This is a genomic window from Myxococcus sp. AM009 (assembly GCF_013372605.1).
Taxonomy (GTDB): domain Bacteria; phylum Myxococcota; class Myxococcia; order Myxococcales; family Myxococcaceae; genus Myxococcus; species Myxococcus vastator.
Genome location: NZ_JABXEP010000045.1, coordinates 36,911 through 52,212, shown reverse-complemented (window position 1 = coordinate 52,212; position 15,302 = coordinate 36,911). Strand labels below are relative to the sequence as shown.

Annotated in this window: 13 protein-coding genes; 6 read left to right on the top strand and 7 right to left on the bottom strand. The window is 69.7% G+C overall.

All coding sequences use genetic code 11. The annotated features are described in order from the left end of the window. The 5 genes from HV824_RS13850 to HV824_RS13830 form a co-directional block, all read right to left on the bottom strand. Positions 1-830, bottom strand: an 830-nt coding sequence (locus HV824_RS13850) for an RNA 3'-terminal phosphate cyclase (RefSeq protein WP_176423476.1), incomplete at its 3' end; no start/stop codon positions are given. 154 nt (positions 831-984) lie between these two features. After that, the gene (locus HV824_RS13845; protein WP_176417872.1) at positions 985-2,922 is read right to left on the bottom strand and encodes a CocE/NonD family hydrolase; all 1,938 of its coding nucleotides are present in this window, start codon (positions 2,920-2,922) and stop codon (positions 985-987) included. A 132-nt stretch (positions 2,923-3,054) separates the two neighbouring features. Continuing rightward, positions 3,055-3,255, bottom strand: coding sequence for a hypothetical protein (locus HV824_RS13840; protein ID WP_176417871.1), 201 nt, complete (start codon positions 3,253-3,255; stop codon positions 3,055-3,057). Positions 3,256-3,515: 260 nt separating this feature from the next. Then, positions 3,516-4,127 (bottom strand): YdeI family protein, encoded by a 612-nt coding sequence (locus HV824_RS13835; protein ID WP_176417870.1) that lies wholly within the window; start codon positions 4,125-4,127, stop codon positions 3,516-3,518. Between the two features lie 46 nt (positions 4,128-4,173). Continuing rightward, positions 4,174-5,454, bottom strand: coding sequence for a hypothetical protein (locus tag HV824_RS13830; protein ID WP_255208017.1), 1,281 nt, complete (start codon positions 5,452-5,454; stop codon positions 4,174-4,176). Positions 5,455-5,603: 149 nt separating this feature from the next. Here HV824_RS13830 and HV824_RS13825 point away from each other — a divergent pair, with 149 nt between their 5' ends. Further along, positions 5,604-6,911 carry an MFS transporter gene (locus tag HV824_RS13825; RefSeq protein WP_176423481.1) on the top strand — a complete coding sequence of 436 codons (1,308 nt, stop codon included), beginning with the start codon at positions 5,604-5,606 and terminating at the stop codon, positions 6,909-6,911. A gap of 23 nt (positions 6,912-6,934) precedes the next feature. Here HV824_RS13825 and HV824_RS13820 read toward each other — a convergent pair whose 3' ends face one another. After that, positions 6,935-8,149, bottom strand: a complete 1,215-nt coding sequence (locus HV824_RS13820; RefSeq protein ID WP_176423475.1) for a low specificity L-threonine aldolase — start codon at positions 8,147-8,149, stop codon at positions 6,935-6,937. A gap of 292 nt (positions 8,150-8,441) precedes the next feature. Between HV824_RS13820 and HV824_RS13815 the strand changes: the two genes are divergently transcribed. From HV824_RS13815 to HV824_RS13805, 3 genes are all read left to right on the top strand, one after another. Beyond that, positions 8,442-9,863: a triacylglycerol lipase gene (locus tag HV824_RS13815; RefSeq protein WP_217917374.1), complete on the top strand. Its 1,422-nt coding sequence runs from the start codon at positions 8,442-8,444 to the stop codon at positions 9,861-9,863. A 110-nt stretch (positions 9,864-9,973) separates the two neighbouring features. Beyond that, a complete protein-coding gene (locus HV824_RS13810; RefSeq protein WP_176423473.1) occupies positions 9,974-11,389 on the top strand; it encodes a hypothetical protein in 1,416 nt (471 codons plus the stop codon). A 33-nt stretch (positions 11,390-11,422) separates the two neighbouring features. Further along, positions 11,423-12,778 carry an MFS transporter gene (locus HV824_RS13805; protein ID WP_176417865.1) on the top strand — a complete coding sequence of 452 codons (1,356 nt, stop codon included), beginning with the start codon at positions 11,423-11,425 and terminating at the stop codon, positions 12,776-12,778. Here the strand turns inward: HV824_RS13805 and HV824_RS13800 are convergent. Next, positions 12,732-13,502 (bottom strand): 3-hydroxybutyrate dehydrogenase, encoded by a 771-nt coding sequence (locus HV824_RS13800; protein ID WP_217917373.1) that lies wholly within the window; start codon positions 13,500-13,502, stop codon positions 12,732-12,734. The genes HV824_RS13805 and HV824_RS13800 overlap by 47 nt on opposite strands. A 111-nt stretch (positions 13,503-13,613) precedes the next feature. Here HV824_RS13800 and HV824_RS13795 point away from each other — a divergent pair, with 111 nt between their 5' ends. Next, positions 13,614-14,612 carry a bile acid:sodium symporter family protein gene (locus tag HV824_RS13795; protein WP_176423472.1) on the top strand — a complete coding sequence of 333 codons (999 nt, stop codon included), beginning with the start codon at positions 13,614-13,616 and terminating at the stop codon, positions 14,610-14,612. A gap of 126 nt (positions 14,613-14,738) precedes the next feature. After that, complete coding sequence (locus HV824_RS13790; RefSeq protein WP_217917372.1) at positions 14,739-15,293, top strand: DUF2378 family protein; 555 nt, start codon at positions 14,739-14,741, stop codon at positions 15,291-15,293. The last annotated feature ends 9 nt before the right edge of the window (positions 15,294-15,302 follow it).

Genomic DNA, 15,302 nt, shown 5'->3' with positions numbered 1-15,302 from the left:
CGCCCCACGTCCTCGGCGAGACGGCCCCGCTCCCCCAGCGCGGTGAAGCCCGCGATGGTGTGCTCGAACTGGGCCAGCACGAACGTCACGGTCCCCACCGAGCGTGTCACCGCCAGCGGGCGGTTGTCCGCCTCCGCCAGGATGCCGCGCTCACGCAGCGCCCCCACGGCGGCACGGGACTGGCGCTCGGCGATGGTGAAGGGCAGCCCGCCGGTGAAGGACGACACGCGGACCTCGCGCAGCATGCCGCGCGCGGGCAGCTCCACCAGCCGGGGTGGCTCCTGCGGAGGCCCCACCTCCGCGACAAGCTCCCCCGCGCCCTCCGGGTAGAAGCCGGCATGCACCAGGGACAGCAACACGGGCAGGCCATACGCGTGCGCCACCGGCTGCCAGACGGTGGCCACGTAGTGGAAGCTGGGGCTGTGCGGCAGGTGCGTGCCGCCTCGCAACGTCAGGCGCCCCCCGCCGGCCAGGGCCAGCGGATAGACGAGGCACTGGAAGAGCAACGGCGTGCTGCCCGCGGTGCCCACCTCCAGCAGGTAGTCGCCGGCGCGCACGGGGGCCGGGGTGAAGGCGAGCTCAGACGCGCCGACGGTGGCGCCCTCGGCGGAGGCGCCGCCACCACACAGCGCCTCGGCGCCGCGCACGCAGGCCAGGTGCTGGGGACGCAGACCGGGCGGCTCACGCCGCTCGCGCAGGCGGGTGAGGTGGAACGGGCGGCCGGTGATGAGGGACAGCGACAGCGCGGTGCGGAGAATCTGCCCGCCCCCCTCGCCCTCACTCCCATCCAGCCGCACCAGCCCGGTGTCGGGCCCCTGGGTGCCGGTCATGTCCCTCCCGTCTCGGGTGCCACCGCGTGAACAATCAGGCTAACAGGAACGCAAGTCAGGCACCCCCAGGAGAACACCCGTCCCTCCACCGCTGCACAGAAGCAGCCCTGATGGCGTGACGCATGGTGGGTTCCCCGTGGGAGTGCCCTTCGCGCTACTCGTCCAGGCCGGGCAGCACGCCCACCTTGATGAAGCTGGGGTTCGCCGCGGAGTGGTAGACGCGGTGGAAGGCGCGCGTGAAGTGCTCCTCTTTCGCCTCGAAGATGTTGGGCACGTACGTCTGCGGGTTGCGGTCGATGAACGGGAACCAGCTCGACTGCACTTGAATCATCACGCGGTGCCCGCGCTGGAAGGTGTGGAACACGTCGTTGATGACGAAGCGCACCTTCGTCACCTCGCCAGGCTTGAAGGGCTTGGGTTCGCTGTAGCTGTCGCGGAACCGGCCCCGGAAGGGCTCGCCGCGCACCAGCGTCTGCTGATGGCCCCGGTTCTTCGTCCCCTGCGCGTCATCCCCCTTGCGCCACCCGCGCACCTTGCCCGGGTTGACGTCCACCAGCTTCACCACCCAGTCCGCGTCGGTGCCCGTCGTGGAGACCCACAGCTCCGCCTCCAGCGGGCCCGCCAGCGTGAGGTCGCGCTCCAGCGGCTCCGTCTCGAACACCAGCACGTCCGGCCGGCGCGCGGCGAAGCGCTGGTCCTCCGTCATGTAGTCCTTGCTCCAGCCCGTCATCATCTCCTGCGTGTACGGCACGGGCTTGGCCGGGTCGCTCACGTACTCCGCGAAGGACGCGCCCGTCGTCTTCGGCGCCGTCGTGGCCAGTCCCCCCTTGGGCTGGAAGTACAGCCGCGTCTCGCGCAGCCCCTTGGGCGGCCACGTGTCGAAGCGGCGCCAGCGGTTGGCGCCCGTCTCGAACACCAGGGCCTCCGGAACGTCCGGCTTCCCCCCGCCCTTGAGGTGGTGCTTGAAGAAGTCGAACGCCAGCGCCTGGTAGGCCTCGCTGGTGGCGAAGCCGAAGTCCGCGTCGCCCAGGGACTCGCCACCGCCGCGCTGCCAGCCGCCGTGCGGCCACGGGCCCATGATGAGGCTGTTGGAGATGCCGGGGTTCTGCTTCTCGATGGCGGCGTAGGTCCGCAGCGGGCCGTACAGGTCCTCGGTGTCGTACCAGCCGCCAACCGTGAGCACCGCCGCCTTGATGTTCTTCAGGTGCGGCAGCAGGTTCCGCGCCTGCCAGAAGCTGTCGTAGTTGGGGTGCGCCGAGACGTCCTTCCAGAAGGCGACGTCCCCCTTCAGGTGCTTCGCGTCCGCGTTGCCCAGCGGCCCCAGGTCCAGGAAGAACTGGTAGCCGTCCGGCGTGCCGTGCTCGAAGCGCTGCCACTCCTCGTTGTCCGTGGGCTGGGGCCGGGGCTTGCCGAAGGTGGAGAAGAAGTTGAACGCCAGCGCCAGGTTGAAGGCCCCGTGGCGGTGCATGTCATCCCAGAACCAGTCCGCGATGGGGGCCTGCGGCGACACGGCCTTGAGCGCCGGGTGCGAATCAATGGCGCCCGCCGACGCGTAGAAGCCCGGGTACGAAATCCCCCACTGCCCCACGCGGCCGTTGTTGTGCGCCACGCGCTTCACCAGCCATTCAATGGTGTCGTACGTGTCGGTGCTCTCGTCGAAGTCCTTTGGCCCGGCCTTCTTCGGCTTGTGGGGGCGGACGTTGACGAACTCGCCTTCGGACATGTTGCGCCCGCGCACGTCCTGGAAGGCGAAGATGAAGCCGTCCTTCTCGAACGCCTCGGTGGGGGCCAGCGCGGGGGGATACCGGTCCACGCCATAGGGCGCGACGCTGTACGGCGTGCGCACCAGGAGGACGGGATAGCGCTTCCCCGGTGACGCGTCCGCGGGGACGTAGACGGAGGTGAACAGGCGCGTCCCGTCCCGCATGGGGATGCGGTACTCGAACTTGGTGTACCGCGAGCGGACGCGCTCGGTGCGCTCGGGAGAGATGCTGTAGGGGCGCTTCGGGGCTGGCGGGGTGGACTGCGCCTGCGCCGGGCCTGCGGCGGTGGCCAGCAGGACAGCCGCGAGGCATCGGGTCACGGGATGCATGGATGCTCCTGGAGCGATGACGCTGGAGGGACGGCCCGCAACACCCAAGCGGCCCGCTTGTTCCCGGAATCAGCTCCGCGCTTCCTCGCCGTCATCCCGCCAGGAGCAGGTGAAGGCGCTCCCCCGCCACGCTCATCGAGCGTCAGCCGCGCCCCCGTCAATGACCGTCAACCGGGGCGCCTCCCGCTCCGGGGCGCGCGCCTCGGCCGCGGCCTTCACTCCGGAAGCCGCGCGCTCGGCGGAGGACGTGAGGGGTTGGCTGGCCTGGGACGCAGCGCGGCGCGGCGCGGGCCGCAGTGGCAGGCCGAAGTACAGGTACATGTCGAGCAACATGGAGTGCCTTCCCCTTGGCGGATGCGGGGGCGATGAAACGCATCCGGCCTGGAGCAATGGTGATGCCACCGGCAGTCCGGCCATTCACCGGGGCATGCCGCGTCCCGAGGATGCAGCGAAACGCACCGTGCCATGGGCTCCATGCGCCCTTTCGTGAAAAAGGATGAAGTTGGTGGTGGCAACCCCCGAGGTGACGTGCACCTGAGCCCACCATGCGGGGTCGAGGCTCCGGAATGGGGCTTGCCGTGCCCCCGCCCGGCTCAAGCGCCCAGCGATTCGTGCCGGGCCAGCATCTCGACGAACTGCTCGATTCGCCGAGCCCGCGTCTCCGCCTTCTTCGCGGTGTGGACGCGCCACAGGATGGCGTACCGGTTCGCCGCGTTGAGCGTAGAGAAGAACGCGGCCGCCTTGGCGTTCGCGGCCAGGGCGCGAGCCAGGTCTTCGGGCACCGTGGCCTTGCTCTGGGAGGCGTAGGCCGCATCCCAGCGGCCATCCTTCCGGGCCTGCTCCACGACCGCCAGTCCGGACGGCTTCATCCGGCCCGCGGCGATGATCGCCTCCACCTTCTCGCGGTTGATCTGGGACCAGACGCTCTTCGCGCCCCGGGGGGTGAACTTCTGGAGCCACGCGGTGTCGTCGAAGGCGTTCTTCTGCCCGTCAATCCAGCCCCACTCGAGCGCGACGTCGAGCGCCTCGGCGTAGGTGACGGAGTCGATGCCCGAGCCCTTCTTCGCCAGCTTCAGCCAGAGGCCGCGCGACGAGGCGTGGTTCGCTTCGAGCCAGGACGCCCACGCCGCGGGCGACGCGAAGGCAATCGTGGGGAGCTCAGCGGCGGGGGCCTTCTTCGCGGCGGTCTTCTTCGTCGGGCTCATGGCGCCGTCAGCGGATAGCACGGCCCCCCAGCGCACCGCCAACACCCTACGGAGGACTCTCCGCCGCCGTCTTCGTGTCTCCCCCACCGCCCAGCAGCTTCTCCTTCAATGCGCTCAGCCCCTTGCCACCAGCGGCCCGCACGCCATCAAAGGAATCCCCCGCCGCGCGGGAGAAGTCGTCCATGGAGCGCTGTGCGAGGCCTTGACGCACCCGGTCCATCCAGAGGAGGGGCGCCAGGACCTGCCCGGCCCGCTCCGCGCCCAGGAGTGAGACGAGGATCTTCTCCGCCCCTCCCGCCCGCGCCAGCAGCGCCTGCCCCAGGATGGCGGCGGCCCGGGCCTGGAGGAAGATGGGCAGCCGTTCGCCGTGCTCGCGCATCGCGTCCGCGCTGGCCTGGAGGTCCCGCCGCTCGGTCTCGCCCAGGTACGGGCTCCTGGCCAGGGTGTCGAGGTAGCGCGCGGATTCGTCGTAGCGCTCCCGGCGGAAGTGGATGAAGGCCCAGCCCCACCACGTCAGCTCGTTCTCGATGCCAAGCTTCTCCAGGGAGCCCAGGCCCCGCTCCAGGTCGTCCTCCGCCGCACGCTCGCGCTTGAGGCCCATGCGGTTCCAGGCTCGCAGGAAGTACCCGGCGGCGAGCAGCGACTCACGCGTCTGTTCCGGCGAGGCATCCCGCAGCGCGGGAAAGTCGCTGGCGGGCAACGCCTCGGCTTCGGCCAGGAACGCGCTCAGCTCCTCCTCGGCCGCGTAATGATACCCCGCGCCGCAGAAGGCCATCCCCCGGCTGCCGCGAACCGACACGCGCAGCCCTGGCGGCCACGCGGGCTGAGGCGTGGCGCGCGACAGCTCGTAGAGCACCAGGTCGGTCGCGGGCACGCGGTTGCCCGAGTCCGCCGTATCCAGAACGAACCACAGCGCGGAGAGGAACGCGTGCTCCTGACCCGCGTCGTAGCCCGGCAGCGGAAACGGCTGGCCCGGCTGCATGCGGCTCCACAAGAGGGGAAACTCGTCCTCGTCGCGCTGCTCCAGCGTCTTCTTGGCCTTGTAGAACGCGACGCCCAGGTCCAGGTACGACTTCGCCACGCGGAGCGCCTCTTCCTCCGAGGCAGGCTTCGTCGGCAGCGCGCGCGTGGCCGACAGCATCTGCCCGAGCGCGACGACCTCGGCGGGAGCGTTCGGTTGGCCCTCCGCGCGCATCGTCAGCTTGAGCGCCCGGTACGGGACCAGCGAGTAGGCGTCGCGAATGCGCGCTTCGATTTCTTTCCGCTCCAGTGCGGCGCGCTCCGCGTCTGACTTGCGGCAGCCGCTCAGGACCGCCAGCAGCATCATTGCGATGACGCCTCCCGGGAGGCGCGGCGCCGAGCGTGGCTTGGCGCCCTGGCACACCCCGTCCTTCGCATCATTGTTCATCGGGAGCGGAAGGTACCACGCCGACGTTGGCGTACCCATGCCTCCTGGGGAGCCGACACACGCAGGCGGTGGCGCGCGACGGGCCCGTGGATTACAGCGCCGCGAGCATGACTCAACAGGCCGCGGCTTCCGGGCGCTCCATCTTCCAACATCGCGACTTCCGCTTCTATCTGCTGGCGCGCCTGTGCGCGGTGCTGGCCGTCCAGATTGAGTCGGTGGCCATCGGCTGGCAGGTCTACGAGCTCACGGGCAGCGCGCTCGCGCTCGGCTACACGGGCCTGGCGCAGTTCGTGCCGTTCCTGTCGCTGTGTCTGGTGGGCGGCCAGGTGGCGGACCGCGTGGACCGGCGGACCATCTTGGCGGTGTGCCAGACGGTGATGTGGGTCTGCAGCCTGTTGCTGCTCGCCTTCACCCTGGGCCACATCCGCGACGTGCGCTTCGTCTATGGCGTCCTGGTGCTGTTCGGCGCGGCGCGCGCGTTCCATGCCCCGGCGGGCTCCGCGCTCACCCCGCATCTGGTGCCGCCCGAGCACCTGACCCGCGCGGTGGCCATCAACTCCACCACCTGGCAGGTGGCCACCATTGGCGGCCCGGCCGTGGGCGGCATCCTCTATGGCTGGGCCGGCGCCACGGGCGCCTATACGGCCTCCGCGATGTTGTGTGCCCTCTCCGTCGTCTGGATTCTCACCCTCAAGGTGCGGACCGGGCGCGCGTCCGCCGAGCCGCTCTCCCTCTCGACCCTGGTCGCGGGGCTTGCCTTCGTTCGCCGGCAGCGCCTGCTGCTGGGCAGCATCACCCTGGACCTGTTCGCCGTGCTCTTCGGTGGCGCGGTGGCGCTCCTGCCCATCTACGCGCGGGACATCCTGCACACGGGGCCATGGGGCCTGGGGCTGCTGCGCTGTGCGCCCGCGTTCGGCGCGGCGGTGGTGGCCGTCTTCCTGGCCATGCGGCCCATGGGCGGCAACACCGGCCGGAAGATGTTCATCGCGGTCGCCATCTTCGGCGCGGCCACGCTCGTCTTCGGGATGAGCCGCTCGTTGCCCCTGTCGCTGGCGGCGCTGGCCATCGCGGGCGCCGCGGACATGATCAGCGTCGTGGTCCGCCACACGCTGGAGCTGATGGCCACCCCGGACGACATGCGCGGACGCGTGGGCGCGGTGAACATGATGTGCATTGGCGCCTCCAACGAGCTGGGCGAGTTCCGCGCGGGAGGGCTCGCCGAGTACGTGGGCGCCGTGCCCGCGGTGGTCGCGGGAGCGGTGGGCACGTTGGCGGTGGTCGCGCTCTGGGCCTGGGCCTTCCCCGAGCTGCGGCGGGTGGACCGCCTGGAGTCCTTCGCGAGGACGAAGGAGCCCCCAGCGGCGCCCGCGAGTTGAGGGCCCGCGGCTGGCCGCCGGGCTCAGTCCGCGTCCAGCAGCCGCTGGAACGCCTTCGCCGCGGCCTCCTCGGTCAGGTCGCTCAGCTCCTCGCTCACCTGCAGCTCCGTCTCCGAGACACCCGGAACGCGCGTGGCGCTGAAGCCGTTGGCCACCCAGACCTTGTCCTCGCGCGCGATGACATCTCTCCGGGCGGACAGCTCGACGGGGTCGCCCCGCAGGTAGACGCGGAACATGTTCGTCTGCACCGGCTGGGGCAGCACGCTCAGGCGCTCATCGGCGGCCAACGCGCCCGCCAGCAGCTTCGCGCGCCGGACGTGTTCAGGGATTCGCGCCAGCGCGTCATCCAGCCGCATGGCCGCCGAGGCCACGTACGGCAGCATCTGATAGAGGTTGCCCCCGTGGCGGTGCCGCCAGGTGCGAGCGCTCCGGATGAACTCACGCTCGCCGGCAATCATGGCCCCGCCGATGGCGCCCACCGTCTTGTAGAAGGACACGTAGACAGAGTCGAAGCCCCGGCAGATGTCCGCGTAGGCGCGCTGATAGAACGGCTGACACGCCCAGAGCCGCGCCCCATCCAGGTGGAGCTTCACGCCCTTCGAACGGCAGGTCCGCTTGAGGTCCTCCAGCTGCGCCCACGTGGGCAGCTGACCGCCCAGCCAGCGCACCGGCAGCTCCACGCTGACCGTCCCCAGGGGCTCTCTCGCCCCGCGCACGTCCGAGGCCCGCAGCGGCCGGTTCCACGGCGCGATGAGGACGTCACGCAGTCCGTGGAGCACCTCGTGGCTGTTGTTCTCGTGCAGCACGTGGTGTGACGACGGGTGCACGCCCACGTTCCGGTTCCCACTGGCGTCCGCGTAGATGCGCAGCGCGATGAGCTGGCCCATGGTGCCCGTGGGCATGAAGCACGCATCCTCACAGCCGAGCAGCTTCGCGATGCGCGCCTCGAAGTCCTGCACGAACGCGCCGTTGCCGTAGAAGTCTTTATCCAGCCCCTTGCCCTGGACCCATTCGCCAATGCGGATGAGCTCGGCGCCCGGGTCCACCGGCGCGCCAGATGACAGCGCGGCCCGACAGCTCCGGCGCAGCGCCGCGGAAGACACGGGCGTTGCCACCGTCACCTTCGGAGCTGGCGCGGCAGGCACGGCCGCCTGGGCGCCGCGAGGCAGGAGCGCGGACCCCGAAAGCAGCCCGGTCAGGGCCAGGAACTCACTCCGGCTGAGGTGGCGAGGACTCATGGGACATGAGCCTACCGCAGGTCCCAATACATGACGCACCGCAACGCCGACTCACCCAGCCCAACCCCTGACGCGGCGCGACGCACACGCCATCCCTCAGTTGACTGAACGATTGGAATACTGAATCACCATTCAACTCCTGACGCGCTGCGATGACGCCATGGGCCGGGGCCAGCGCGACCGAAATATGAATCACCCTTCAAGTCTGATTTGATTCATTGGCGTGGCATTTGGTACGGATCGTCATCCCTGTCAGCGATTGAAACGGAGCGAGCGAATGGCAACACGTCGCATGAGTGTGCGGACTGTAGCTGCGGTGATCGGTCTGTGTGGTCTGGCGTGCCAGAACCAGGATCCTGGCGAGGACCCGACGCCCACGGACCCGACGCCGGCCGATGTCGTGGCCTGCCGGGAGCGCATCGCCGCGAAGACGGCGGAGGTCACCGCCGCGGGCATCGACATCACGGCCTGGCCCATCACGGACGCGCCCGAGATGGCGGAGATCACCACCACGGTGCCGCAGAACCGGGACAACTACCAGAGCTACGACGGCCACTACCGGCCGCTCACGAACCACCCCGGTTGCTCCATCGAAAACCTCTACTACGACAGGGCCAACACCACGGGCACCACGCCGTACGTCGATGGCAACAACGACGGCAAGTGGACGGGCAACAGCGCCTTCGGCGGCCCCAACGCGACCAGCGGCTTCATCAACGGCCAGCGGGCGGTCATCGAGGGCTTCCCCTGCGCGGCCAAGGAGTACATCCAGAACAACGAGGACGCCACCAGGCCCATCATCATCCTGGTCCACGGCAACTCCACCCGGCCGCACACCTGGGAGAAGTTCCTCCTGCCAGCGGGCACCACCGTGGAAACCGCGTATGAGCAGGTGCAGTTCACCGCGGACAGCACGGCGCGGGAGCAGCTGGCGGAGCGGCTCATCGCCCAGCGCTACCGCGTGCTGGCGGTGGACTTCCGCACGGACATCGTCACCAACGTGGACCCGGCGGAGAACAGCCAGACGCAGAACTCGTCGGGCAACATCGACCATGGCTGGGCCACGCCCATCCTCCAGTCGATGGTGAAGGCCGTCATGCAGAACAACCCCAACCGGAAGGTAGCGCTCATCAGCCACTCCCTGGGCGTGACGGTGGCGCGCGACGCGCTCCGCCGGCTCTACGTCGACTGGACCCAGGGCCGGGCGGGCAGCTTCAACCCCTTCACCCAGGTCAGCCACGTCATCATGGGCTCGGGCGCCAACCACGGCGTGTCCACCTATGACCCCGCGCTGGGCGAGCTGTGCGCACGGAACCCGACGATGCGCGGCACCATCGTCTGTGAGATGGGCAGCCGCTCCAACTATGTCCAGACGTACTTCCACAAGCCGCTCAACGGCCCGCGCGACCTCTTCAGCACGCCCTGCGCGGACGGCGACTACGCCTTCGGCAAGACGGGCCAGTGCGGTGGGAACGTGGTCCGCTACTACACCATCACCATGACGGACAAGGAGCAGGGCCGGAACTACCAGGACCTCTACGTGTCCGAGGCCGCCTCGCGCATCGAGATGGACGGCTGCGTGACGAACACGCTCACCACGCTGAACGACTACGACACCAGCGGCTACTTCAACAAGGGCTTCATCGCCAACCACTTCGGCTCCATGCGCTCCAACGCCGGCATGGACCTGGTGCTGCGCTACCTGGCCGAGTAACGCGCCGCCCGCCCCTTCTGGCCGCCGCCGCGGGCCCGCGCCCCTCCCCTCCAGCGCGGGCCCGCGGCGGCGGCCTCTCACGTCACCGCGCCTCCTCCTCGAGCCTGTCCATGAAGCTGAAGCGACTCCCCGTCCTCGCCCCCCTGTGCGCGGTTGTCCTGGGCGCATCGCCCGGGGCCTGGGCCCAGACCGCCGCGCCCGCCTCCTCGGAGGTCTCCACCCCGCCGGAGGCCACCTCGGCCGCTCCGCCCTCCGGGAGCGAGCCTGTCTCCCAGGCGCCCCAGGAGGACGTGCTGGCGGCCTCCACACCCGAGGAGATGGCGGGCACCACCGAGGTGGTGGATTCCCGCCCGCCGCCCGTCATCCGGCCCCGCATCGCCGTGGGCAACGAGACGTTCTACGTGAAGCCCGTGCTGGCCATCGCGGGGGGCGTGCACGTGGAGAACCTCATCCAGACGCTCAACCGCAACCGGGAGAGCCGCGCCACCACGCTGGCCCTCACGCGCTTCGGCTTCGAAGGCCGCCTGGGCCCGTACGTCTCGTTCCGCAGCGAGTTCGAGCGCAACATCAAGGCGCACGGCTCGGGCGTGTGGGAAGGCACGGCCTCCCTCAGTGTCCGCGACCAGGTGATTCGGCTCCAGCGGTGGAACACCACCCTGGAGGCGGGCATCGTCCTGGACCCCGCGAGCGTGGACTTCATCTCCACCCACGTGGCGGACACGCTGCTGGCCGACAAGTACACGCGGGACCCGCTGCTCTACAGCGGCTTCAACCGGGGCCAGGGCGCCCAGGCGGCCTATGAATGGAACGGCTTCCGCGTGGGCATGGGCTTCACCGCCGCCAACCCGCTCAGCACCTCCAGCTCCTACCAGGTGGGCGGCTCGTTCGGCGGCGGCAGCCGCTTCTGGGAGCGGCCCCTGGCGAACTACCGCAACGGCCAGCCCGATGACGACCTGCACTTCCAGGTGCTCAGCCCGTCCCTCACCTATGCGAGCGACCTGGTGGAGTTCAAGGCGCAGGCCCAGGTGTTCGACGTGAACTACCAGACGTCGTCACGCACCGACCCGCTGCTGCGTGGCAACAACCTGCGCGGCAACGTGATGCTGAAGCTGCATACGAACGTGGGCATCCCCCTGTTCATCACGCCCTTCTTCAACATCGCGCGCGTGCAGAACGACGTCGTCAACAGCGCGCCCGGCTTCGCCGACCAGCTGCTCGACACGCACTACACCGCCACCACCGTCTCCGCGGGCATGGACATCAACGTCCTCGGCCGGTCCGGCATCGGCTTCCAGTTCGCGCGCGTCTCCGACCGCTCGCCCGGCTTCGTGGTCCCCACGGGAGAGACGCCGGCGAGCGAGCCCATCACCCGCACGCTCCAGACGTTCCTCAACGTGGGCGGCACCTACTGGTTCACCGACGACGTGGCCATTGGCGCCCGCTACGCGCGCTACCAGAAGAAGCAGGACGGGCTGCGGGACGAGATTGACGCGTCGTACTTCGCGACGCTGCGACTGGTGCTCTAACGTCGTCGGAAGTCCAACCCGGGAGGGGAAGGCATGGCTGGGACACAGGACTCCATCTTCAAGGTGGCGGTGGCCAGCTTCATTGGCACCGCCATCGAGTGGTACGACTTCTTCCTCTATGGAACAGCGGCGGCGCTCGTCTTCAACCGCCTCTTCTTCCCCTCCTTCGATGCGCTGACGGGCACGCTGGCCGCCTTCGGCACCTTCGCCGTGGGCTTCATCGCCCGGCCCCTGGGCGGCGTGGTGTTTGGCCACTACGGCGACCGGATTGGCCGCAAGGCCATGCTGAGCGCCACCCTGATGTTGATGGGCGTGGCCACCTTCGCCGTGGGGCTGCTGCCCACCTACGACACCGTGGGCCCCTGGGCCCCCGCCCTGCTCGTGCTGTTGCGGCTGGTCCAGGGCTTCGGGCTGGGCGGCGAATGGGGCGGCGCGGTGCTGATGGCCGTGGAGCACGCGCCCGCCCACCGCCGAGGCTTCTACGGGAGCTGGCCGCAGATGGGGGCGCCCGCGGGGCTGCTCGTCGCCACGGCGGTGTTCTCCGTGTTCTCCCGGCTCCCCGAGGCGCAGTTCCTCGCCTGGGGCTGGCGCGTCCCCTTCCTGCTCAGCGCGGTGCTGATTGGCATGGGCGTGTTCATCCGCCTGCGCGTGGCGGAGTCCCCCGTCTTCCAGCAGCGCCAGCAGGAGCCACACCCTCCCGGCCTCCCGGTGATGGAGGCGCTGCGCACGTACCCGAAGCAGATCCTCCTGGCCATGGGCGCGCGCTTCGCGGAGAACGGCTTCTTCTACATCATCACCACGTTCGTCCTCTCCTACGGAACCGAGCGCCTGGGCCTGCCCCGCTCCACGCTGCTCAACGGCGTGCTGGTGGCCACGGCGGTCCACCTGGTGGCGATTCCCCTCTTCGGCGCCGCGTCGGACCGCTTCGGGCGCCGCCCCGTGTACCTGGCGGGCGCCGTGGGCTGCGCGCTGATGGCCTTCCCCTTCTTCTGGCTCATCGACACGAAGGCGACGGCGCTCATCTGGCTGTCCATTGTCCTGGGCATCATCGCGCACGCGGCGATGTATGGCCCCCAGGCCAGCTTCTTCTCCGAGCTCTTCGGCACCCGCGTCCGCTACAGCGGCGCGTCGTTGGGGTATCAGCTGGCGTCGGTGTTCGCGGGCGGCCTGTCACCGGTGATTGCCACCGCGCTGCTCGCCTGGTCGGGTGGACAGTCCTGGCCGGTGTCGCTCTACATGGTCGCGCTGGCCGTCATCACGCTGGTGTCCGTCTACCTGTCCGCGGAGACGTTCCGGGAGCAGCTCACCGAAGCGCCTCCGGGAAGTCCGGCTCCGGACGCGCTCAGCGCGCCGTCCAGCCACAGTCCATCACCTGCGCCGCCCCGGTGATGCCGGCCGCGGCGTCCGAGCACAGGAAGGTGATGTAGGCGGCGACCTCGGAGGGCTCGAGCAGCCGCTTCACGGCCGCGGGCGCCAGCATGACCTTCTCCACGACCTCCGCCTCGCTGATGCCGTGGACGCGGGCCTGGTCGGCGATCTGCCGCTCCACCAGCGGCGTCCGGACGTAGGCGGGACAGACGGCGTTCACCGTGACGCCCTTGTCCGCGGCCTCCAGCGCCACCGTCTTCGTCAGCCCCATGAGGCCGTGCTTCGCGGAGACGTAGGCGGACTTGTAGGGCGACGCCACCAGGCCGTGCAGCGAGGACACGTTGATGATGCGTCCCCACTTGCGGGCGTACATCAGCGGCAGCGCGTAGCGCGTCAGCAGGAAGGGCCCCACCAGCATGATGCGGAGGAGCTGCTCCCAGCGGTCCTCGGGGAAGTCCTCCACCGGCGAGACATGCTGGACCCCCGCGTTGTTGACCAGGATGTCCAGGCGTCCCCATTCCCGCTCGGCGGTGGCCACCAGGGCCCGGCAGTCCTCGCGCGAGGAGACGTCCGCGCGCTGGAAGCGGGCGCCAGTCAGCCTTCTGGCCGCCTCCGCCCCGGCCACCTCGTCCAGGTCCGCCAGCAGCACCCGCGCGCCCTGCGCCGTGAGGGCCTCCGCCACCGCCAGGCCGATTCCATGAGCCGCCCCCGTGACCAGCGCGCACCGACCTGAATGTGGATTCATGTTCATGTCCGCATGGTGGACCATGGCGCCGGCGCCGGCAATGGCTCCGCCTGCCCGCCCCGCGCACTCCTCGGTGGAGGTCCGCCGCCGCCCGGAGTAAGGGGGGCGGACATGCCCCTTCGCCTCGTGAAACGACTTGCCCGGGACTGGTTCCTGCTGGGGATGCTCGGCGCCGTCCTCCTGGCCGCGCTCTTCCCGGCGTTCGGCGCGTCGGGCGGGCCGATGCACGCGGACGTCGTCGCCGACGTGGGCATCTTCGCGGTGTTCCTGCTCCACGGCCTGGGCCTGCCCGCGGCCCAGCTCCGCGCGGGCGTGGTGAAGTGGCGCGTCCATGTGGTGGTCCAGGCCTTCACCTTCGTTGTGTTCCCGCTGCTGTGGTGGCTGGGCGACGTGCTGGTGGGCCGCTGGCTGCCGTCCGACGTGTCGATGGGGCTGCTCTATCTCTGCGCGGTGCCGTCGACCATCTCCTCATCGGTCGCGATGACGGGCGCCGCCCGGGGCAACGTGCCCGCCGCCATCTTCAACGCCAGCCTGTCCAGCCTGCTGGGCATCGTGCTGACGCCGCTCATCATCGGCCTGTTCGCCAGCGCCACCGGCCAGTCGCTGTCCATGGGTCAGGCCGTCCTCAAGCTGGCGACCCTGTTGCTGCTCCCCCTGGCGCTGGGGCAGTTGCTGCGCCCGCTGGTGGGCGGCTGGTTCGCCCGCTACCGGCCCTACACGAACGCCTTCGACCGGGTGTTCATCCTGGTCCTCGTCTATTCGTCGTTCTGTGACTCCATTGCCTCGGGCCTGTTCTCCGACTACGGCGCGGAGGTGCTGGGCATCGCCTTCGTGGGCGCGGTGCTCCTCCTGGTCACCGTGCTGGTGTTGACCACGCGGACGGCTCGGGCGCTGGGCTTCTCCAAGGAGGACGAAATCGCGGTGGTCTTCTGTGGGTCCAAGAAGACACTGGCCTCGGGCGTTCCCATGGCGCGGCTGCTCTTTGGCGCCAACCCCGCCCTGGGGCTCATCGTCCTACCGTTGATGTTCTATCACCAGGCGCAGCTCCTCGTGTGCTCGCTCCTGGCGGAGCGCTACGCGAAGCGCCCGGCGGGACAACCCGCGGCGTAGGCCGCGGTGCGCATCCCCGGCGGACCGGCACTGTGATAGGTGCGCAACCCACGTATGTCAGCGCCGCATAGAACCTCAGGGGCCTGGCTTGACCCGGCGGGTACAGCCCGGGCTGGAATGCACTCCATGGCCGAAAGACTCGTCTTCCCTCCCATCGTGGAAGGGCTCTTCGTCCGGGGACTCTCCGGGCGGGTGACGCCCCTGCTCAAGGAGCAGTTGCGAAGCGAGGGCCTGAACCTGGACCGGCCACTGCTCCCCGCGTACTCCCTGGAGTCGTGGATTCGCTGCGTCTCGCTGACGGCGAAGGCGTTGCACCCCCAAGAGCCCGACGAGGTGGCGTGGCGGATGCTCGGCGAGCGGATGATTGACGGCTACCGCGACACGCTGATGGGCCGCGCCCTGCTCGGGGTGATGAAGCTGCTGGGGCCCCGGCGGATGCTGTCGAAGGCGCAGCATGGCTTCCGGACGAGCAACAACTACACCGAGGTCCGCATCACGGAGACGGGACCGACGGAGGCCGAGGTCTGGCTCAACGAGCCGGGCATGCTGCGCTACTTCAAGCAGGGCGTCATGCTCGCCATGTCCCGGGCCGCTGGCGGCGTGGCCGCGTCGGTGGAGGTCCGCGCCTTCGACGAGCACTGCGTCACGTACCGCGTCTCCTGGAAGGACTCGGGCCGCTGAGGCGGCTTG